The sequence below is a fragment of the Streptomyces sp. DG2A-72 genome (assembly GCF_030499575.1).
Taxonomy (GTDB): Bacteria; Actinomycetota; Actinomycetes; order Streptomycetales; family Streptomycetaceae; genus Streptomyces.
In genome coordinates this window covers 4,570,176-4,589,214 of sequence record NZ_JASTLC010000001.1, presented here as the reverse complement: position 1 = coordinate 4,589,214, position 19,039 = coordinate 4,570,176, and the positions used below count along the sequence as shown (strand labels likewise).

The 19,039-nt window shown below is 69.0% G+C and carries 22 protein-coding genes; 10 read left to right on the top strand and 12 right to left on the bottom strand.

Annotated features, from left to right (window positions below; genetic code table 11):
* Positions 1-2: 2 nt before the first annotated feature.
* From QQY66_RS21650 to QQY66_RS21630, 5 genes are all read right to left on the bottom strand, one after another.
* Positions 3-1,211, bottom strand: a complete 1,209-nt coding sequence (locus tag QQY66_RS21650) for a beta-ketoacyl synthase (protein ID WP_301982000.1) — start codon at positions 1,209-1,211, stop codon at positions 3-5.
* Positions 1,208-1,486 carry an acyl carrier protein gene (locus tag QQY66_RS21645; RefSeq protein WP_301981999.1) on the bottom strand — a complete coding sequence of 93 codons (279 nt, stop codon included), beginning with the start codon at positions 1,484-1,486 and terminating at the stop codon, positions 1,208-1,210. The genes QQY66_RS21650 and QQY66_RS21645 overlap by 4 nt, the downstream gene beginning before the upstream one ends.
* A 24-nt stretch (positions 1,487-1,510) precedes the next feature.
* On the bottom strand, positions 1,511-2,767 hold the full coding sequence (locus tag QQY66_RS21640) for a wax ester/triacylglycerol synthase domain-containing protein (protein ID WP_301981998.1): 1,257 nt from the start codon (positions 2,765-2,767) through the stop codon (positions 1,511-1,513).
* Between the two features lie 76 nt (positions 2,768-2,843).
* Positions 2,844-3,116 (bottom strand): hypothetical protein, encoded by a 273-nt coding sequence (locus tag QQY66_RS21635; protein WP_301981997.1) that lies wholly within the window; start codon positions 3,114-3,116, stop codon positions 2,844-2,846.
* Positions 3,117-3,178: 62 nt separating this feature from the next.
* Positions 3,179-3,928: a hypothetical protein gene (locus QQY66_RS21630; protein ID WP_301981996.1), complete on the bottom strand. Its 750-nt coding sequence runs from the start codon at positions 3,926-3,928 to the stop codon at positions 3,179-3,181.
* A gap of 414 nt (positions 3,929-4,342) precedes the next feature.
* Between QQY66_RS21630 and QQY66_RS21625 the strand changes: the two genes are divergently transcribed.
* The 3 genes from QQY66_RS21625 to QQY66_RS21615 all read left to right on the top strand — a co-directional run bounded on the left by QQY66_RS21625 (position 4,343) and on the right by QQY66_RS21615 (position 5,983).
* On the top strand, positions 4,343-4,834 hold the full coding sequence (locus QQY66_RS21625) for a hypothetical protein (protein WP_301981995.1): 492 nt from the start codon (positions 4,343-4,345) through the stop codon (positions 4,832-4,834).
* Positions 4,835-5,081: 247 nt separating this feature from the next.
* Positions 5,082-5,375, top strand: a complete 294-nt coding sequence (locus QQY66_RS21620; protein ID WP_301981994.1) for a hypothetical protein — start codon at positions 5,082-5,084, stop codon at positions 5,373-5,375.
* Between the two features lie 266 nt (positions 5,376-5,641).
* On the top strand, positions 5,642-5,983 hold the full coding sequence (locus QQY66_RS21615) for a hypothetical protein (RefSeq protein WP_301987443.1): 342 nt from the start codon (positions 5,642-5,644) through the stop codon (positions 5,981-5,983).
* 78 nt (positions 5,984-6,061) lie between these two features.
* Here the strand turns inward: QQY66_RS21615 and QQY66_RS21610 are convergent, their stop codons facing one another.
* The 4 genes from QQY66_RS21610 to QQY66_RS21595 form a co-directional block, all read right to left on the bottom strand.
* On the bottom strand, positions 6,062-6,406 hold the full coding sequence (locus QQY66_RS21610) for a hypothetical protein (protein ID WP_301981993.1): 345 nt from the start codon (positions 6,404-6,406) through the stop codon (positions 6,062-6,064).
* Between the two features lie 319 nt (positions 6,407-6,725).
* The gene (locus QQY66_RS21605) at positions 6,726-7,058 is read right to left on the bottom strand and encodes a hypothetical protein (RefSeq protein WP_301981992.1); all 333 of its coding nucleotides are present in this window, start codon (positions 7,056-7,058) and stop codon (positions 6,726-6,728) included.
* A 334-nt stretch (positions 7,059-7,392) separates the two neighbouring features.
* Positions 7,393-7,755 (bottom strand): hypothetical protein, encoded by a 363-nt coding sequence (locus QQY66_RS21600; RefSeq protein ID WP_301981991.1) that lies wholly within the window; start codon positions 7,753-7,755, stop codon positions 7,393-7,395.
* A 205-nt stretch (positions 7,756-7,960) separates the two neighbouring features.
* Positions 7,961-8,269: a hypothetical protein gene (locus QQY66_RS21595; RefSeq protein WP_155058054.1), complete on the bottom strand. Its 309-nt coding sequence runs from the start codon at positions 8,267-8,269 to the stop codon at positions 7,961-7,963.
* A gap of 234 nt (positions 8,270-8,503) precedes the next feature.
* Here QQY66_RS21595 and QQY66_RS21590 point away from each other — a divergent pair, with 234 nt between their 5' ends.
* The 4 genes from QQY66_RS21590 to QQY66_RS21575 all read left to right on the top strand — a co-directional run bounded on the left by QQY66_RS21590 (position 8,504) and on the right by QQY66_RS21575 (position 11,667).
* Complete coding sequence (locus QQY66_RS21590) at positions 8,504-9,469, top strand: type IV secretory system conjugative DNA transfer family protein (protein WP_301981990.1); 966 nt, start codon at positions 8,504-8,506, stop codon at positions 9,467-9,469.
* Positions 9,470-9,566: 97 nt separating this feature from the next.
* Positions 9,567-10,613, top strand: a complete 1,047-nt coding sequence (locus QQY66_RS21585) for a replication-relaxation family protein (protein WP_301981989.1) — start codon at positions 9,567-9,569, stop codon at positions 10,611-10,613.
* 6 nt (positions 10,614-10,619) lie between these two features.
* A complete protein-coding gene (locus QQY66_RS21580) occupies positions 10,620-11,240 on the top strand; it encodes a hypothetical protein (protein ID WP_301981988.1) in 621 nt (206 codons plus the stop codon).
* Positions 11,241-11,262: 22 nt separating this feature from the next.
* Positions 11,263-11,667: a C40 family peptidase gene (locus QQY66_RS21575; protein WP_367666988.1), complete on the top strand. Its 405-nt coding sequence runs from the start codon at positions 11,263-11,265 to the stop codon at positions 11,665-11,667.
* Between the two features lie 267 nt (positions 11,668-11,934).
* Here QQY66_RS21575 and QQY66_RS21570 read toward each other — a convergent pair whose 3' ends face one another.
* The 3 genes from QQY66_RS21570 to QQY66_RS21560 all read right to left on the bottom strand — a co-directional run bounded on the left by QQY66_RS21570 (position 11,935) and on the right by QQY66_RS21560 (position 15,349).
* Positions 11,935-13,239, bottom strand: coding sequence for an FAD-binding oxidoreductase (locus tag QQY66_RS21570; protein ID WP_301981987.1), 1,305 nt, complete (start codon positions 13,237-13,239; stop codon positions 11,935-11,937).
* A gap of 37 nt (positions 13,240-13,276) precedes the next feature.
* Positions 13,277-14,737, bottom strand: a complete 1,461-nt coding sequence (locus tag QQY66_RS21565; RefSeq protein WP_301981986.1) for an MFS transporter — start codon at positions 14,735-14,737, stop codon at positions 13,277-13,279.
* A gap of 102 nt (positions 14,738-14,839) precedes the next feature.
* On the bottom strand, positions 14,840-15,349 hold the full coding sequence (locus tag QQY66_RS21560; RefSeq protein WP_301981985.1) for a nuclear transport factor 2 family protein: 510 nt from the start codon (positions 15,347-15,349) through the stop codon (positions 14,840-14,842).
* A 131-nt stretch (positions 15,350-15,480) separates the two neighbouring features.
* Between QQY66_RS21560 and QQY66_RS21555 the strand changes: the two genes are divergently transcribed.
* From QQY66_RS21555 to QQY66_RS21545, 3 genes are all read left to right on the top strand, one after another.
* Positions 15,481-16,377: a LysR family transcriptional regulator gene (locus tag QQY66_RS21555; RefSeq protein WP_301981984.1), complete on the top strand. Its 897-nt coding sequence runs from the start codon at positions 15,481-15,483 to the stop codon at positions 16,375-16,377.
* An 826-nt stretch (positions 16,378-17,203) separates the two neighbouring features.
* A complete protein-coding gene (locus QQY66_RS21550; RefSeq protein WP_301981983.1) occupies positions 17,204-17,830 on the top strand; it encodes a response regulator in 627 nt (208 codons plus the stop codon).
* A 281-nt stretch (positions 17,831-18,111) separates the two neighbouring features.
* Entirely contained in the window at positions 18,112-18,951 is an 840-nt protein-coding gene (locus QQY66_RS21545) for an IS5 family transposase (RefSeq protein WP_301981982.1), read from the top strand.
* Positions 18,952-19,039 lie beyond the last annotated feature (88 nt).

Below are 19,039 nucleotides of genomic sequence, written 5' to 3'. Positions count from 1 at the left end.
GATCAACCGTCGGGTGAGTCGAACACGGCACAGGCGTTGTGGCCGCCGAACGCGAAACTGCTGCTGATCACCGGGCCGTCCGGGATCTTGCGTGGCTCGGCCGTGACCACGTCCAGTTCGCATCGGGGGTCCAGCCGCGTGAGATGGGCGGTCGGCGGCGCGAGCCCTTCACGCACCGACCAGGCCGCGATCACGGCCTCCACCGCTCCCGCCGCCCCCAGCGCATGGCCGGTCACCGCCTTGGGGGCGGTCACGGGCACCCCACCGGGACCGAAGAGGGCGGTGATGGCCTGCGCCTCCGCGAGGTCGTTCAACTGGGTGCCGGTGCCGTGCGCGTTGACATGGGTGACGGCGTCGGCCGTCGTGCCCGCGTCGGCGAGCGCCTGCTCCATGCACGCCCGGGCACCGGCGCCGTCGGGATGCGGTGCCGTGAGGTGGTAGGCGTCGGAGGTGCGTCCGTACCCGGTGAGCGTGGCGTAGATCCGGGCGCCCCGCGCGCGGGCCAGGTCCAGCCGTTCCAGCACCAGGAACGCCGCCCCTTCGGCGAGGACGAAGCCCCGCCGCCCCTCGTCGAACGGCCGTGACGCGGCCGCGGGATCCTCGCACTCGGTGACCATCGCGCCGGACCGGCCGAAGGCCAGCGCGGTCGTAGGAGTCAGCGGAGCTTCGTGCCCCCCCGCCACCACCACGTCCGCGCCCCCCACCCGGATCATCTGCAGCGCCTCACCCACCGCATGCGTCCCGGACGCACACGCGGTGGAGACCGTCAGACTGGGGCCGGTGATACCGAGCTTGGCGCTGACCCAGTACGCCCCCGCGTTGTGCATCAGCCGCGACGCGTACAGCACATCGGGCCGCCCGATGCCGTTCTCCTGACTGATCACCCCGCCGTAGCCGGTCCCGGTGACCACGGCCCGCCGCTCGGCCGGCACATGCAGCCCTCCGGCATCCTCCACGGCGTCCACGGCAGCACACACCGCCAACTGCACCGAACGGTCGGCCCGCCGCACCTCCTTGGGCGTCAGCTGTCCACTCGGGTCGAAGTCGCTCATCGGACCCGCCGGATATACGACGGCTCCCTCGTCGTCGAAGGCGTGCAGCGAGATCGCCGAACGGCACTCCACCAGACTCGCCCACAGCGCCGCCGGCGTCGCTCCGGCCGCGCAGCGAACCCCCAGGCCCGTGACGGCGACGGCGTGGCGGGGCGTCACCGGGCGGCGAGGGGGCCGTTGCCGGCGTGGGTGCGCAGCCTCACGATGAGGTCGGCGACATCACCCACGGTGGACACCCCGGAGGTGTCGGTTCCACGCAGGGACACCCCGAACTCGTCCTCCGACGCCGCCTGCAGCTCGGTGATGTCCAGACTGTCGGCGCCCAGATCGGCGACGAGCCGGGCCTGCGGCACGACCGCCTCCACCGGCACCGACATCACCCGCGCGCACAGCGGGCGCAGCGCTTCCCATACGTCCACGTGTTCCACGTCCATGCAACTGTCTCCGTTTCCTGTTGCTCACAGTGATGGCGTCGCCGTCCGAGCCCATGTCTCAAACTCCGTGACGACCGCGTCGGCGAGCCGTCTCGCGTCGTTCGGGCGCAGGTTGCACACCACGGTCAGCGTGACCGCGTCCCCTGCCTGGGCCAGGGCGAAGCTGGCGGTGCCCGGGTGGTGCAGGGGCGGCAGCCCCACAGTGCGCACGAGCGCGTGGCCCTGGAACGTGCTCGATCCGCCGGGCCACTTGACGGCCGTCGTCGCGGTCGCCGCGAAGCAGGAGTGGCGACCACGGTTGGTGAGAAGCCTGGTCACCCAAGGGCCGGTCCGCCGTGCCGCCTCAGCCGCGGGAAACAGCACCGTGGCGTGCACGGCGGCCCGTGCGGGAACCGCGGCCAGCGCGGCCTGACCCGCCCGCAGCCGCGCCACGGGCCCGTCCACGTCGACGGGCAGTGGCACCCGAATCACCGTGAGGGCGTTGCCCAGTTCGCCCGGATCGGCCCGGCTGCGCAGATCACACGGCACGGCCGTGTACACGGGTTCATCCCGCTGCCGCCACCGCCGTACCGGACCGTACCGATCCCGCATCGCCCCGGCCACCGCGCCCACCAGCAGCTCGTTCAGCGTCGAGCCCCGCCCGTCGGCAGGCTGCCGACGGGCGGCCCGGACCGTGTGCGCCGACAGCGCGCTCACCGCGACCGAGGAGTACGTCCGCCCCGGCGACGGCATCGGCAGGGCCTGTCCCACGGCCGTCATCACCCTGAGTTCCCGGCCCACCGCTCGCAGCCCGGCACGAGACAGCGGCGCCGGCCGGGCAGACGCCCTCACCGCTTTGGGACTGTCCATCAACGAACGCATCAACGTGGCCAGCGAGCGCCCGTCCAGCAGCACATGCTGCGCCACGAGCGCCAGGGCGAAACCGCCGTACGCCGCGTCCGGAACCACGTACAGCCGCCAGGGCGGCACCCCGCCGACCAGCGGCTGGTCCACGCTCCGCGCCCACAGGTCGTCCAACTTGTGCCGAGCCAGGACGACATGGACATCGGGGTCGAACGGCCCCGGTACGACCCACCGCGCGCGCCCGCCGCTGCTTTGCGGACGGTCGAGCACACAGTTCATCCGCTCCAGACCTGCCCACCGCTCGGTGACGCGCGCCCGCACCTGCGCCACATCGGGCTGCTCACCGGCGAAGACCGCCGCCAGACCGACAACTCCCGGACACCCGTTGAACAGCAGCATCTCGTCGGCACAGGACAGTCTCATGCGATAGGTCGCCATACCCTTCCTCGTCCAACGCCCGCACCGTGATGGTGCGGGCGTTGGACTGCGAGGCCGATCGCCTCGAACCGTCTGCTCAGAACGCTTCGCTGTTGCAGCCCATGTCCGAACCGAGGTCGGTGGGCTGCGCACCCGGGTTCCCCTCGCCGTTGAGCGCGTTGCCCAGCGCGCCGTTGATGGCGCCGATGCTGCCGAGGATGTCGATGTTCATGTCGTGCGAGCGGCATTCGATGCTCTGGTTGACGTCGAAGTCGTTGCCCGGCCCGTGTGCGACGGCAGGGCTGACGCCGAAGGAGCCGACACTGCCGAGGACGGCGCCCACGAGAGCGGCCTTCTGAAGCTTGCGCATTTCTTCTCCGTTGAACGAGCGGATGAACTGAACGGGCGGAATGACGAACTGCGGTGAGGCGATCAGCCGAGTCGGGGCAGACCCAACTGACCCACGGGCGGCGCCGCGACCTGACCGAGGCCGAGCCCGGGCACCTGCGGTGTGCCGCCGGTCGGCGCGATCAGCGGGTTGATGAGCGGGTTCACCTCAGGGTTGAACTGCGGGTTCACCTGCGGGGCGACGCGAGGCGCGGGCTCCGGCTCGAAGAACTGGGGTACGTCGAGCTGCGGGGCCACCTTCGGAGTGACCTGCGGCGCCGTCTGCGGGGAGACCTGCGGCACGACCTCCGGCTGCCGGGCGGGGGCGTGCTGCGAGCCGTGCGGCGAGCTGGAGGCGTGCGCGTTGCCGGTCGCCGCGGCAACGGCGGAGGCCTGGCCGCTGTGCTGCGGGGCAGGCGCCGGAGGTGCGTACTGGGGCGCCGGCTGGGCGTAGGAATGCGGACCGCTGGCCTCCGCCGTGCCCTGCGAACGGGCCACCGCCGTGGCCTGCGGAGGGGGCGCCTGGTACTGGGGGGCGGGCGCGGGCGCGTAGTACTGCGGCGGAGGCGCCTGGTACTGGGGGGCGGGTGCCGGTGCGTAGTACTGCGGCGGAGGCGCCTGATATTGGGGCGCGGGCGCCGGGGCGTAGTACTGAGGTGCCGGGTAGTACGGGGGAGGAGGCGCCGCGCTGACACCGCCGTACCCGGGAGAGTCGGCATGGCTGACGCCGGCGCCGATGGCGGACAGACCGCCGGCCGTTGCTACGACGAGCGCGGCCTTGTGAAGCTTGCGCATGGAACCCCTCGGCCCTTCATTACCTGTACAGGGAAAATCCGTTGTATTCAGTGCAGTCTTGCGTGCGCTCAGTCTGATGTTCGTGCTGCGCCCTAACAGGGGTAACTCCTGGGCTGTCATGTGGACTTCACGCTGGAGCCGACAGCCGATCCCAACTGCCCTCTCTGAATTCATGATCGCTGCCCTCTCTCAGCTGGCAACGAAATTTCCCCCGGCCTGGTCACGGGGTGAGAAACGCCGTCACTCATTTGCCATCGGTCGGATTATCGGTTCTGTTTTTTGGTCGCAGCAAATGGGTGACCACACCCCGACTCACGTGACTGACGCCGCACTTGGCTCGTTCCAGCAACAGCCGCACTGGTCATCAGCAACGCAATACGTTCCGTGCACAGGTCAATGAAGGGCCGAGGTTTCATGCGCAAGCTTCAGCAGGTCGCGCTCGTCGTCGCAGCAGCCGGAGGTCTGTCCACCGTCGGTGCCGGCCCCAGCCACTCCGCCCCTGTGGCGTACAACGGTGCTCCGCCGCCCGTTTCGCAGCAGGACGCCCAGGCCACCTCGATGACCTCCGCCCAGGCCACGTCGCAGAACTCCGGCTCGTCGGCCCCGCGGCGGATGGCGCTCCCGACGCGGGGCGCCGATGTCAGCCCGCAGGTCAACCCCCAGTTCAACCCGAAGCTCAGCCCGAACATCTCCCCGCAGGCGGCCCCGCACACGGGCCCGGGACAGGGTGAGGTGGGCCAGACCAACCTCTTCCGCCCGTCCCAGGAGTGCAGCCCGCAGTCCCTGCTCAACGCGGCTGTTCCGGTCGCCGTACTCGCCGCCGCCGAGAACCGCGGCATCGACTGCGGTCAGACCAACAGCCAGGCGAACTCCCTCGCCCACGCCCGCGCCACCACCACGCGCTAGGGCAGCAACGCCGGCCGTCCGCCTGAGCAGACCGAACGGCAGCTGATCGACCCGCAACGGGCCCTTCGAGGATCGACCTCGTCAAGGGCCCGTTCGTATCTGATGCGGCGTCAGGGTGCTTCCGCCACGCGATCACGAAACCCGGCGCGTCGCCGGGCATCTTGGGATACTTCGTATTAATCTCCCGTAACTGTACGAAGTCGATCTTTCACAGATCGCACCCACTTCTCACTCCACCGGAGATGACATGCACAAGCTTCGCAAGGCCGCCGTCGTGGTCGTCGCCCTCGGCAGCGTCGGGATCCTGAGCGCCGGCACCGCCAGCGCCAACGGCCAGGACGGTCACGGCAAGAAGGACGGGGGCAAGTTCAGCGTCCTGCAGAGCTCCAACTGCAAGTCGCACGACCTGAACCTCGACGTTCTCGGCCAGGTCGGCATCCTCGACGGCCTGCTGGGCAACGCGCTCAACGGCGAGGGCAACGCCGGTGGTCAGGACACCCACCTGGGCTCGTCCATGGGCTGCAACAACAGCGCGTTCTAATCGCGCGACGGTCGCACAGGCGGCCGACAGCCGGAAAACAGGCCCCGGCACCGAGCGTCAGGCTCGGTGCCGGGGCCTTTTCCGTGGCGCACTGATATTGCTATTTATTATTGAGTAAAGGGAATTCTCCGGCATCGGCCAAGGCGGTGAGAATTCCCTGAATTCGGCGTGCCGCTGAGTGCTCCAAAATTCTTCCTATTACCCTCTGTAACCGTACGAAGTCGATCTGTTACAGATCGCACCACTTCACTCCATCGGAGATGAACATGCACAAGCTCCGCAAGGCCGCCGTTCTGGTCGCCGCCCTCGGGAGCGTCGGGCTCCTGGGCGCCGGTACCGCCCACGCCGACGGGGGCCCGGGCGGCTGGAGTTCGGGCGATCGGGGCCACCACGGCAGCCACCACGAAGGCCGCAAGAGCAGCCCGACCCTCAACGTCGCGCAGAGCACGACCTGCAGGTCGCACGACGCCAACGTCAGCATCCTCGGCCAGGTCGGCATCCTCGACGGTGCGGCCGGCAACCTGCTGAACGGTGAGGGCAACCCGGGCGCGCAGGAGACCGGCCTGGGCTCGTCCATGGGCTGCAACAACACCTTCGGTGGCAAGTAAGGGCAGTAAGGGCTGATCCCTTCCCCTGAAAAATGCCGGACCGGGAGCAATCCCGGTCCGGCATTTTTCGATCGCGCTTCAGAAATCGAATTTAGGCAGCTTGAACCCCTTGGGCAGCTCCACCTTGTTGGAGCAGTCCACGACCGGCCCGACCCTCGTGGTGCCGCTGTTCCCCATCCCGTGCTGGGGGAACACCAGGCGCGGCCGCTCGACCGTCGAGCAGTCGTGCTTCTGCTGGACGACAGTGCCGTCCTTGCCCTTGCGGGCGGTCTCGCTCTTGCGAACACACGTGATGTCACCCTGGGCGGAGGTCTTGCAATCATGCGAGGGCACTGCGGCGTACACCTGCCCGGCGCCGCCGTAGATCACGGCGAGGGTTCCGACGAGCCCCGAGATGGTTGCGATCTTCTGTCGACCGATCATGTGCTGCGTTCCTTTGCGGATCCGAAATGCCAGAGCCATCGCCCGGCGCGATATCAGCTGCGTCCGGCGATGGCATTGCTGCAGCCCGGGCGCGCACCCTGGTGGGTCTGCCGCGCGTCCGGGCTGCCTTCACATCGTGCGATGTGCATAAAGTGTTCCGATGGAATTCGATGCGCCTGCCGTGACGCTCCGAGGCGATATGCCTGCGAAACGGCCTGGGGGCTCAATGTGGTGCGGAATGCGGTGCCACCTGCCCCGCCGTCGTCACGACGACAATCGCAGTGCCCTGAAATTCGCGCATCGAACCCTCGGCGCTTCTTTACTTGGCGATGTAAGGAGCGGAGTACTCGCCGAAGCCCTCCGGCGCGGCGTACTGGGGAGCGTACGGAGCGGCCTGGGGGGCGGCCTGTGGAGCAGGCTGGGGCGCGGCCTGGGGAGCGGCCTCCGGCGCGGCAGCCCGGTGCGGAGCGGAGTGCTTTCCGTGCGGAGCGCCCCACGTGGCCACGGCGTTGGCCTGCGAGGTGGCCACCGCGGTGATGTCCGGTCCGTCCCAGCCGCCCTCGTGGGCGGAGGCCGTGCCGGCGCCGGCACCGAAGGCGGACAGCCCTGCGACCGCTGCGGCTACGACCGCAACGCGCTGAAACTTGCGCATTGAATTGACCCTTTCTTTCCGGGGCGTGAAGCCCTGGCTTGACTACTTAGTGTGAGCATATACACGCGAACCGTAGCAATTTGGGATCTATTGCCCTTCTGTGTGTCGTGTCGGCTCATGCCGAGGCACCCCTTTCGTCCGCCTGTTGCCGTGGACTTGGAGAGGGGTGAGAGAGTCGGTGTTGTTGTGGCAACGACGGTTCCCCGAGGGGGAGTCACGGGCAGTGGGGCGCGGTCACCCGTTTGCCGAAACAGCGGATGGCCGGACCAGGTCGCCCTGGTCCGGCCATCCGCTGCTGGTGAGTTGAGGAGGCTGACGGGAGGTCAGCCCGGGTTCAGCCGCCCAGCAGGCGTTGCAGCGGCGTGATGTTGTCACTGTTGTCGGCGGCCGGCGCCTCGGGCGTCGGGCCGGAACAGGTGATGTGCGGCCCGATCCGTGTCTGCCCGTTGTTCAGCAGGCCGGGAGCGGGCAGGGTCAGGGGCTCCGTCGGCTGGCAGTTCACGCTCCGGCGGACGGTGAACCCGTCACCCTCGGGCGTCTGGCCCACGATCCGCTGGGTGCAGACGATGTTGCCCTCGGCGTCGAGTGAGCAGACGCCCGGGCCTCCTGCCGCGTATGCCTGGTTGACGCCGACGAAGGTCATGGCGAGGCCGCCGAGAAGCCCCGAGACGGCCGCGATCTTCTTTCCGTTGAACATGTGTTGCGTCTCCTTGGTGAGGGGTGCCCCGGGCGCCGTGAACCGGCCGCGCCGGGTCCTGGGGTGTCGGAGAGGCGGACCCCGGCGTCCGGCAGATGTCCGGGGCGCTGGGGTCCAATTCGCTTACGAAGTGAAGGGACGGCCTGCTGAAGGCACTGGTGCGTCGGGGCCCGCGAAGGCGTCGTGCACGACTGTGCCGCCGATCTCAGTCGGTGAAGGCGTTGTTGAACTGGCCGCAGGTGGTGTCGAAGGTCTCGGCGAGACCGAGCAGGCCGATCGGGAGGTCGCCCTCGGCCACCGTCTGCGGGCTGCACTCCTGGTACGGCCGGTAGAGGTCGGTGACGGACACCTGCGCCCGGGTGGGGGCCTGCTTGTGGGACACGTGCGGCCGGTCGGACTTGTGGCCGTGCCCGCCACCGTCGGCGTAGGCGGCCGTGGCACCGGCACCGGCACCGACGGCGGTCAGGCTGCCGGCCGCCGCCGCGACGATCATGACCTGCTGAAGCTTGCGCATGGAACCCTCGGTCTTTCACTACATGTACGTCGAGGCTGATTGCCTACTGTGACTGAATGAACACTAGCAGTAGCGATCTACGCTATTCCACACCGGTGATATCCCGTGTCCCGGCGGGGACATGGGATATGCGAGGGATCTTGTTCTGCGGCGGCGTCGGCTCAATACGGCCTGACGCGGGCTTAATTGACGAAGGTCTGAAGATCGGCCTGCCGGGCTCGCGGCGATCGATCCGTGAACTCGTCCGCGTTGCGGAGGAGTTCACGGATCGGCCGTGCTGTCGGAGCCCCCTGGGGACCGCGCACCGACGACATCCTGCGTGCCGGGCTGCTCACCCTGCGGGCCCAGGGCGGCATCCCCGTCCTGACCGACCTGCCCAAACTGCTGGCGGTCCCCTCGTTTCGGCAGCGCGCCGTCGACCAGATCGACGACGACGTCCTGCGGGGCTTCTGGTCCTGGTACGACGCCCTGTCCGGCCCGGCCCGCGCCCAGGTCACCGCCCCGTTGATGAACAAGCTCCGCGGCTTCCTGCTGCGCCCCTTCGTCCGCGCCGCCCTCGCCGGAGGGACCTCCACCGTCGACATGGCCACCGTCCTCGACGGCGGGATCTGCCTGGTCCGTATCGCCAAGGACGCCCTGGGCACCGAGACCGCCCACCTGATGGGCTCCATCGTGGTCGCCCGCACCTGGCAGGCCACCACCCGCCGCGCCCACATCTCCCAGGGCCAGCGCCCGGACGCCGGGATGTACCTGGACGAGGCGCACAACTTCCTCAACCTGCCCTACGCGCTGGAGGACATGCTCGCCGAGGCCCGCGGCTACCGGCTGTCCATGACGCTCGCCCATCAGTACCTGCGCCAGCTGCCCAAGGAACTGGAGGAGGGCGTCAGCACCAACGCCCGCACCAAGATCTTCTTCAACGCATCGCCCGAGGACGCCCGCCACCTGGCCCGCCACACCGAGCCCCGGGTGACCGCGCACGATCTGTCGAACCTCGACGCCTTCCACGCCGTCATCCGCACGGTGCTGCACGGTGCTGAAGCCCCCGCCTTCACCGCGGTCACCGAACCGCTGCCGCCGCCGGTCCCGGGCCGGGCCAAGCAGATCCGCGCCGCCGCCCGCCGCAACGCCCGCCTCCAGCCGGCCTCAACCCGCAAGGCGACCGGCGAGCAGGCGACGGACCCGCGCCGCCCCACCTGAGCGCCCGGACTCCCGCCCGCCGCCCATCGCGTGCGGCGGCCAGCCGGACCGCCACTCCACGACCCGATCCCTTGCCTCTCTCCGGAGGTGCACCGCCTTGATCACCAACCCCACACCGCAGCGTTCCCTGCGCGGGCACCAGCCCCAACGCCCCAGCCATCGCACCTCCATCACCAGCGGCTACGTCGCCCACCTCGCCACCCGCCTGACCGAGCGGGACCGGTGGCTAGCCCGCATGCTCTACGAGCACCGGGTCCTGACCACCCACCAGATCGTCGAGATGGCCTGGCCGTCGGTACGGGCAGCCAACATGCGGCTGCTGCGGCTGTACCGGTGGCGGCTGATCGACCGGTTCCAGCCCTTCGTCACCTACGGCACCGCCCCCATGCACTACGTCCTCGACCTCGCCGGGGCCGCCCTGCTCGCCCGCGAGGACGGTCTGGAACTGCGGGACTTGGACTACCGGCTCGACCGGGCGACCGGCATCGCCTACTCCCTGCACCTGGCCCACACCGTCGGCACCAACGGCTTCTTCCGCGCCCTCGTCGCCCGCTCCCGCCGCCCGGACACGTCCGGCCGACTCACCGCCTGGTGGTCGGAGACCCGCTGCGCCAGGCACTTCGGCGACATCGTCCGCCCCGACGTCTACGGCCTTTGGCACGAGAACAGCCCCACGCCTGCGGCGCTGGAGTGGTTCCTGGAGTTCGACTTCGGCACCGAACGCCCGGACCGCCTCGGCCGCAAACTCGCCGGCTACGCCAAGCTGGCCGCCACCACCGGCATCACCACGCCCGTTCTGGTCTGGGTGCCAACGACCCGCCGGGAGGCACGGGTTCGCCGCGCGCTGGCAGCCGCTCTGGCCGATCTCGACGATCCGTCGCTGGTACCGGTGGCTACCTCCAGCGCGGACTTCCTCGACGGCCAGGACAACGACCCCACGGCGGCCCGCTGGCAGCCGCTGGACGTCCGGCAGCCCTCCACCCGACGCCTACGTCTCGCCGAACTGACCCGCGCCTGGCCGCAACTGCCACCGCTGGGCAACTCATCGAGCGACCCAGCAGAGGCCAACGGCGACCTGGTCAACGGGCTCCTGCCGCCGTCCCCGCTCCCGCCCGGCCCGCCGGACCGTCGCCCACAGGGGTGAGCGGCCATGGGAAAGATCGCCGCCGCGGCCCTGGGACTGCTGATGCTGGTCGCCGTCCTCGGCAGCGCCGGGGCCGGCGGCCTGCTGTCCGCCTTCGGCAGCAGCGGCAGCAAGCCCAGCAGGGCCGTACTCACCGACATCCCATCCGACTACCTCTCCCTCTACATGGACGCCGCCGCCACCTGTCCCGGCCTGGACTGGTCCGTCCTGGCCGGCATCGGCAAGCGGGAATCGGACCATGGCCGCTCGACACTTCCCGGCGTCCCCAGGGGCACTAAAATCGAGGCCGGGGCCCGCGGGCCCATGCAGTTCCTGCTACCCACCTTCCAGAGCGTCATCGCCAAACACCCGCCGCCGAAGGGCGGAGCCACCCCGCCCTCGCCGTACAACAAGCAGGACGCGATCTACGCCGCCGCCGCGTACCTATGCGACTCCGGCACCCGAGCCGGCAAGAACATCCCCGGCGCCATCAAGACCTACAACCCCGACGACTCGTACGTCTCACAAGTCCTCACCCACGCCCAGACGTACACCAGCGACACAGGCTTCGGCGCCGACACCACTCCGACCGCCGCCGCCCCTGCAGGCGATCAACTACGCCCAAGGCCAGCTCGGACTCCCCTATGAGTGGGGCGGCAACGGTCCCTCGTTGACTGAACTTCCCTCGGGAGAGCCACTGGTCAGTGGCGGTTTTGACTGCTCGAGGTTGACCAAGGCAGCGTACGCTGCGGCGGGAATCACGTTGCCGCGGGTAGCGCAGGATCAGTACAACGCAGGACCGCGGGTACCGGCTGACGCGCCACTACTGCCGGGAGATCTCGTCTTCTACGGAACCCCGTCGAACGTGCACCATGTCGGGCTTTACATCGGCAGCGGACATATGATCAACGCACCGCGGCCGGCGAGAAGGTGCGCGTGGAGCGATACCGCTACCCCGGCGACGATTATCTCGGTGCGACTCGCCCAGCTGCGAGCCGGTTGTAGACTCGCATTTCGTCGTGTCCCTTTCTCATTGACGCTGGCCTTTGTCCGTCCCAAGGGGACGGAACGGTGAGACGAACGTCTGTCTGATCGTTCGCTCATGGTAGTGCTGATCCCCGCCTCGGCCTATGCAGCGGTGTTCTCCGGCGTGATCGTGGAGATGTCTCAGTCGGTCGAGGCCGGGGCCTGCGCTCCCGTTCTTGCTGTTCGGGGGTGCAGTCGGCCACAACGGGAACGGCCAAGGAACATCCGCCCCATCCGGCCCCCGCCCAGCCGCTTAAGCACCCGGTAGGGCCCAGTCTGACGCCAATCCCCGGGGGTCGCGGTGTGGCGGGAACGTTCATGTGAGGACGGGGAAGTTGCTGCGGAAGAGGTGGTGTGGGTCGTGGCGGTGTTTGACGTCGCGTAGGCGCCCCAGTGCCGTGTGGGAGAAGGCGTCTGCCGCGGTCTCCCCGGGGTTGAGGAAGCTGAACGGCTTGCGGCCGCTGACGGGTAGAGCGTCGGCGAGCGCGTTCTGTCTGGCCGCGACGGCCTCGGCCGGCGCCGGTGTGCCCGGGATGCCGAACAGGTAGAGCGCGTAGGGCTCTGTCAACGGGCCGTGCGGGCTGTCGGACGGGCGGGTGAACGCGCCGCCGAGGTGCCGGATCTGCACGCTCAGCAGGGGAGCGATCGGGTCGGCCAGCAGGGTCTTGGCCGTTGTGTCGTCCAACTCGGTGAGCAGTTCGCCGCGGGAGAGGCCCGCGCCGGGATCGGTGGGCTCGGCCGTGATCGTCCCGAGTTCGGAGACTGCCATGACCCGCCTTCCGTCGGCCAGCGGCGCGGGAAGCCGGTCCAGCGGGGTCAGCAGCTTACGTGCCTCGCCCTCGTCGCCGAGGTGGGTGGCGTCCACGGCGACCATCGGGGCGGAGCCGGGGAAGTGCAGCAGGTCGAGCCAGACGGTCAGCTCGTCCGGCGCGGTGGCGGTGATCCGCCGGTAGGCATCCAGTACGGCCGGGGCGTGTTCGGCGGTCCACAGGACGCGGCCGCCGTACAGACGGGGTGCCGGGTGAAGGGCCAGATCCAGGGCGGTGACGATCGCGAAGTCGCCACCGCCGCCGCGCAGGGCCCAGAACAGGTCCGGGTCGGTGCGGGCGGTGACGCGCCTCTGGCGGCCTTCCGCGTCGACGACGTCGAACGCGGTGACGCTGTCGGCGACCCAGCCGTGGGCGCGCCCGAACCAGCTCAGACCACCGCCGAGGGCGACGCCGGTGACACTGACGACCGGTGAGCTGCCGGGCAGTCCGGTCAGTCCGTGCGTCGCGGCGGCGGCCTGTACTCGGCCCGATGACACGCCGGCGCCGACGTGTGCGCGGGCGGTCGCCGGGTCGATCTCGAGGGTGTCCAGGCGCCGGGTACGCAACAGAATGGTGCCGTCGGTACGACCGGTGGCGCCGTGTCCGTTCGGTTGGGTGGTGATGGGGACTCCGGCGGTGCGGGCGTGCCGGACGAGGGTGGCGACGTCGTCGGCGTCGGCGGCCTCGACCACAGCCCCGACCGGTTGTTCGACGGCCAGGTTCCATGGACGGCGGGCGGCGTCGAAACCGGGGTCGCCGGGCAGCCACACCCGGCCGCGAACGACGGTGCGCAGGGCATACAGAGGGTTCACGATGTGCCTTTCTCATGTGACGGGTCGTGGTGGCGTGTCAGACGGCGACGCGCTCGGCGGCTTCGGCGGCTTCGGCGGCGGGAGCCTCCCGTCGGGCCGGGGAGAAGCCAAGGGCAGTCAGGGCGGTCAGGGCGATCCCGGCGGCCGCGACGAAGACGGCGGTGCGCAGCCCGTCGGTGGTGGCGGCGCGCAGGGCGGAACCGGTGAGCCCGGCGCTGTGAGCGCCCGCGATCGCGACCAGGACGGCCAGGCCGACGGCGCCGCCGATCTGCTGGGTGGTGGAGGCGACCGCCGAGGCGACGCCCTGTTGATCGGCGGGGGTGCCTGCCGTGGCCGCACCGAACATCAGCGTGTAGCCGGCGCCTTGGCCGACGCCGAGGATGATCAGGCCGGGCAGCAGCGACAGGTAGGAGGCCCCGGTGGTCAGGGCGGTGCCGACGACGACGGTGCCGAGGCCGCCAACGACCAGGCCGGCGATCAGCGTGGTGCGGGTACCGCGACTGGTCGCCAGTCGGCCGGCGAGCTGGGAGCCGGCGACGATAGCGGCCATCGGGACCAGGAACGCGAGTCCGGTGCGCAGCGCGTCGTAGCCGAGTACCACCTGGAAGTAGACGGTCAGGAAGTACAGCAGGGTGCCGAAGGTCGCCATGTAGAGGAAGGTGACCAGAACGCCGGTGCCGAGGTCGCGGCCGCGCAGGAGCCGCAGCGGCAGCAGGGGGTCGGTGCCGTTGGCCTCGATTGCTGCGAACGCCGCCAGCAACGCCAGGCCGAGCGAGGCGGCTCCTACCGAGGTCGGTGCGTCCCAGCCCGCCTCGGGCGCCTGCACCAGGGCGAACACCACCAGCGTGATGCCGGCGGTCGCGGTGAGTGCCCCGCCCAGATCGAACCGCCGCGCGCCGTCCGTCCGCGGAGCGCCGCGCGGGATCAGCGGCAGGGCCAGCAGGGCGGCCGCGGACGCCAGCGGCACGTTGACGTAGAAGACGGCCGCCCAGCCGAACGCGTCGGTCAGCACACCGCCCAGCAGCGACCCGAGGATCATGCCGCTGCCTCCGGCGGTGCCCCACACCGCGAACGCCCGGTTGCGTTCCCGGCCTTCGGCGAAACCGGTGGTGACCAGCGTCAGCGTCGCGGGGAACAGCAGCGCGCCGCCGAGGCCCTGTACCGCGCGGGCCGCCACCAGCGGCACGGGCGCGGTAGCCAGTCCGCCCGCCAGCGACGACACGGCGTACAGGACCAGGCCCAGCACGAAGATCCGTCGCGGCCCGAACAGGTCGACGGCCCGTCCGCCCAGCAGCAGGAATCCGCCGAACGCCACCGCGTAGGCACTGATCACCCACTGCAGCGTCTGCGCCGAGAAGGCCAGGGAGCCGCCGATCTCGGGCAACGCCACGTACACGATGTTGTAGTCGAGCGAAATGATCAGCTGGGCGAAGGCCAGCAGGGTCAGGGCCAGCCCGGGGCGACGGAACCCGGGTCTGGTGGCGCGGGCTTCTGACATGAGGAAACGCCTCCGTAGGGAGTCAGCGGACAGCAGGAAGGTGGGTGATGACGCGCATCGGGCGACCCGGCTGACGGGCGGGCCGTGCCGGGATGCTGATCGTCAGCCGAAGATCGCGGCCGGGTCGCCGGTGTACCAGACGTTGTCGATGCGCATGCGGTGGACAACCCAGCGCTCCCCGGCGCGGACCAGCTCGACGTCGTAGAGGTTCTTCAGCAGAGCGGACACGGCGTGGTCGGGAGTGAGCAGGTGCTGCGCCTCCACCAGCGCGGTCAGGCGTGCGATGTCGCCGTCAAGGGCGACGCGAGGATTGGTGACCTGGTGCGTGGTGTCCACCCGGCCTGTGAACATGCCCAGAATCGTGGTCACGATCGCGTCCCGCCCGGATATCACCGGCGGGTGACCGCCCCACCTCGCGGCCGCGGGGCGGAAGTCCAGCTCGGCATCGGTGGCGAAGGCCGAGGCGAGCAGTTCCCGGTCTTTCAGGTCCTGGCCGAGAGCGAACCGGTACAGCGCGTCCAGGATCTCGGCGCGGTCGCGTATCTCCCGCAGGAGTGGGTCCGCGCTGTCGGCCGCGGTCGCGGTCAGGGCTTGCTCACCGGTGACGTACATGCTGGCTCCCGTGCAGGTCGGAGCGGATGTCGAACGCTTCCACTCTCGGATGCGGCAAAGGGCCGATCAATGCGATTCTGTGCAAGGATCGTCAAGGGAGACTTAACGATCGGAAGGACGGGACAACGGTCATGCTGGAGCGGCACGAGCTGGAGGCGTTCCTCACCCTCGCCGAGGAACTGCACTTCGGCCGCACCGCCGAGCGCCTGATGGTGTCGACCGCGCGGATCAGCCAGATCATCGCCCGGCTGGAGCGGCGCATCGGCGTTCCCCTGTTCAACCGCACCAGCCGCCGCGTGGAGCTGACGGCGGTGGGACGGCAGTTGTACGAAAGGACGCGGCCCGCCTGGGATCAGATCGCTACCGCGTGGGAACAGGCCATCGCCGCCGGGCGCGGCATCACGAGCACGCTGCGGGCTGCCTTCGTCGGCGCCGCGGGCGGACAGCTACTCGTCGGGGCCGCCGACCTGTTCCGGCGGCGCCACCCCGACTGCGACGTGCGGCTTCGTGAAGCGCAGATGACCGACCTGATGCCGTGGCTGCGCGACGGGGAGATCGATATCGCGCTGGGCACCTTCCCCATCGACGAGCCCGGGATCACCACCGGGCCGGTCCTGGTCTCCGAAGGGCGCATGCTCGCGGTGCCGTCACAGCACCCCTTCGCCCGCCGCGAGTCGGTCTCCCTGGAGGACCTGGCCCGGGTCCGGCTGCTCCAACTGCCCGCCACCCTGCCCGACTCCCTGCGTGAAGACCGCACCCCGCGCACCACCCCGTCCGGCCGGTCGATCGAACCTGGCCCCTCAGCGGCCACGTTCAACGAGATGCTCACCCTCATCGGCGCCGGCCAAGGCGTCTTCCCCGTGGGCTCCCAGGCTAGGCGCTACTACGTCCGCCCCGACGTCGTCTACGTCCGCTTCAGCGACGCACCGCCCCTGCGGTGGGGACTGCTGTGGCGGACCGACGGAGCCACCGCCCGCGTCCGCGCTTTCGCCGAGGCCGCCAACGACCTGATCACCGGCCAGACCTGACGATGCGCACCCGCCGCGCGTATCCCAGCCGTGAAGATGTGCTGACGCAGCTTCAGGACCCGTTCGTTTTGTTCACGCAGGCGTGCGACAGGCCCGAGCGACGGCGGGGCGGACACCCATTCCCCCTTCCTTTTCTGCTCGTGCCGGTCTCGGCTCGGGCTTTATCTCTAGCTCGGCGAGCCCGCGGCCGAATTCGTTTTCATCCACGTACCCGCACGATAGGGCCGCGGCCTTGTGCAACAGGCGGAGTTGCGTCAGTTGGCGTGATCGCGAACTCGGGACCGCGTCGTCCTGCCCTACGGCGAACTCGACAACCGGCCCGCCAGCTTCGAACTCTGGACCCAGAGCAACGTCATTAACCTCGATCTTTCGTAACGGTCCGCCGACGTAGGCGGTGGGCCGTTACGCTTTCTGTGGCTGATGGTGGGCAGGACGAGGGCCCGAGTGTCGTCTCGGGTGGACGCCGGGTTCCACTGCTCCAACCGGCACCACCGGCGTGACGAACCCAGTCAAGCTTCGGACTCGGCGAGCCGACCTCACGACACAGAAGGCGCGACCTGAGCACCGAGGGACCCGCGCTCTGGTGCGCCCTCTGCTTGGAGTCGGACAGCATCTGGCTCGCCTCCTAGCCGCCCGAACTGAGCCATGTGGCCAGGTAGCTCTGCCGGTGGCCACGTAGCTCTGAGTGTCACTGTGACTGAGCGCTCTATCTGGCGAGACTCGCCAACCAAGTACTCAGGGCCTGCAGCCGCATCCACCGATATCGGCGTCGGGCCCTTCGCGCAACTGGGTCAAGCCGGAGGGCCAGCATGGGGATGATGGCGTCGTGACCGTGGCTGAGTTGATCCTTAAGTATGTCGAAGCACTCGTGTGGCCTTCGGTGGTCTTGATCTTCCTCTATCGATTTCGCAGAGGAATCGGCGAGTTGATAGCCAGGACGCGGAGCTTGGCGACACCCGCGGGAAGCATCGAGTTCACGGAGCGAGCAGGTGAACTGCTCGATGATGCCGCCACAGATCAAGAGGAGCGTGTGCCCACGACTGCTCGGCGCGGCGTCCTTCGACGGCTTGAGCGATCGGCAGAGTCCCTGCAGGACGGCAAGATCCTTTGGGCCGATGACCGTCCACGTAACAACATCGCCCTGGTTCGCCTCTTCGAATCGATGGGCATGCAGGTCGACCTGGCTCTTTCCACCGAGGAGGGCTTGGAGCGTTTGGAGGTGCGGAGCTACCACATCGTGATCACCGACCTGGAGCGCGACGGCGACGAGGACGCCGGGAACACTCTGATCAAGCGAATGAGTGAGAGAGGTATCGACGTACCGGTCGTGATCTACTCGGGCTCGTCACGGCTGAGGGCGCAAGCCGACAGGAGGGCATTCGCCACCACCACCGGCCCGGATCGGCTCATCCACTACGTGATCGATCTGATGGAACGAGCCCGGTTCGCCTGACGCTCATGAAGGAGAGGGCGCCGACCGTGCGGAGGCTGCCCGCCAACCCAAGTACTCAGAGGGCGTTTATGCAGGTCAAGCCCTAAATGCAGCTCTCGCCCCTGCCCTGATTTGGGGGCCTTCATCCCATAGGCGGTGAATGGCGGTCTCCAGGGCGGAAGCTCAGCCATCCGTCTCGTTCGCTTCCATGCCTGGAAGTCCGTCTGGTTTGAAGTTGCCGTGGAATCGCCCAATGAACGACGGAGCCGAGCCATCCGCCTCGCACGTGATCACGCTACGCCGTGAGCGAGCGCAAGCCGTGCCCCAGCGACCTGTCCGACGCCCGATGGGCCCTGATCGAGCCGACGTTGACGGCCTGGAGAAAGGCCCGACTCGACCGCAGACCAACCGGACAACCGGCCAAGGTCGATTTACGGGACGTCTTCAACGCCATCCTCTACGTGAACCGCACCGGAATCTCCTGGAAATTCCTCCCGCACGACTTCCCGAACCACGGCACCGTTTACGCCTACTACGCCGCCTGGCGCGACGAAGGAATCCTCGCCCAGCTCAACTGCGACCTGACCGGACTGGCGCGAGTGAAAGAGGGGCGCAATCCTGAGCCGACCGCATCCGTGATCGACACGCAGAGCGTGAAGACTTCCATCAACGTGCCCGTGACCAGCCAGGGAACGGACGCCGCGAAGAAGATCGTGGGCCGGAAGCGGGGCATCCTCACCGACACGATCGGACTCATCCTCGCCGTGACCGTCACGGCCGCCGGTCTCTCGGAGAACGTCCTGGGAATCCGCCTCCTCGACCAGGCGAAGAAGACGTACCCGACCATCTCGAAGAGCTGGGGCGACACCGGCTTCAAGAATGCCGTCGTCGAGCACGGCGCCACCCTCGGAATCGACGTCGAAGTCGTCAACCGGAATCCGGAGAGTCGCGGCTTTCAGGTCGTGAAAAGGCGCTGGGTGGTGGAGCGGAGTATCGGTTGGATCATGATGCACCGCCGCCTCGCCCGCGACTACGAGACCCTCACCGCCAGCTCCGAGGCCATGATCCACATCGCCTCGATCGACAACCTCGCCAGGCGCATAACGGACGAGACGACACTCGCCTGGCGAGGAACGTGCTAGGACGTAAACGGCAATCTGCCCACTTCAAACGCCCTCTCAGGTCTCCGCGAAGCGGTGACCCTTTACCAGCGGATCGGCGCGGCCGAAG

What these genes read in the sequence shown, in the direction of transcription:
- QQY66_RS21645 (WP_301981999.1), bottom strand. Translation starts at nt 1,486, where the DNA reads ATGGACGTGGAACACGTGGACGTATGGGAAGCGCTGCGCCCGCTGTGC.
- QQY66_RS21640 (WP_301981998.1), bottom strand. Translation starts at nt 2,767, where the DNA reads ATGGCGACCTATCGCATGAGACTGTCCTGTGCCGACGAGATGCTGCTG.
- QQY66_RS21635 (WP_301981997.1), bottom strand. Translation starts at nt 3,116, where the DNA reads ATGCGCAAGCTTCAGAAGGCCGCTCTCGTGGGCGCCGTCCTCGGCAGT.
- QQY66_RS21630 (WP_301981996.1), bottom strand. Translation starts at nt 3,928, where the DNA reads ATGCGCAAGCTTCACAAGGCCGCGCTCGTCGTAGCAACGGCCGGCGGT.
- QQY66_RS21625 (WP_301981995.1), top strand. Translation starts at nt 4,343, where the DNA reads ATGCGCAAGCTTCAGCAGGTCGCGCTCGTCGTCGCAGCAGCCGGAGGT.
- QQY66_RS21620 (WP_301981994.1), top strand. Translation starts at nt 5,082, where the DNA reads ATGCACAAGCTTCGCAAGGCCGCCGTCGTGGTCGTCGCCCTCGGCAGC.
- QQY66_RS21615 (WP_301987443.1), top strand. Translation starts at nt 5,642, where the DNA reads ATGCACAAGCTCCGCAAGGCCGCCGTTCTGGTCGCCGCCCTCGGGAGC.
- QQY66_RS21610 (WP_301981993.1), bottom strand. Translation starts at nt 6,406, where the DNA reads ATGATCGGTCGACAGAAGATCGCAACCATCTCGGGGCTCGTCGGAACC.
- QQY66_RS21605 (WP_301981992.1), bottom strand. Translation starts at nt 7,058, where the DNA reads ATGCGCAAGTTTCAGCGCGTTGCGGTCGTAGCCGCAGCGGTCGCAGGG.
- QQY66_RS21600 (WP_301981991.1), bottom strand. Translation starts at nt 7,755, where the DNA reads ATGTTCAACGGAAAGAAGATCGCGGCCGTCTCGGGGCTTCTCGGCGGC.
- QQY66_RS21595 (WP_155058054.1), bottom strand. Translation starts at nt 8,269, where the DNA reads ATGCGCAAGCTTCAGCAGGTCATGATCGTCGCGGCGGCGGCCGGCAGC.
- QQY66_RS21580 (WP_301981988.1), top strand. Translation starts at nt 10,620, where the DNA reads ATGGGAAAGATCGCCGCCGCGGCCCTGGGACTGCTGATGCTGGTCGCC.
- QQY66_RS21565 (WP_301981986.1), bottom strand. Translation starts at nt 14,737, where the DNA reads ATGTCAGAAGCCCGCGCCACCAGACCCGGGTTCCGTCGCCCCGGGCTG.
- QQY66_RS21560 (WP_301981985.1), bottom strand. Translation starts at nt 15,349, where the DNA reads ATGTACGTCACCGGTGAGCAAGCCCTGACCGCGACCGCGGCCGACAGC.
- QQY66_RS21555 (WP_301981984.1), top strand. Translation starts at nt 15,481, where the DNA reads ATGCTGGAGCGGCACGAGCTGGAGGCGTTCCTCACCCTCGCCGAGGAA.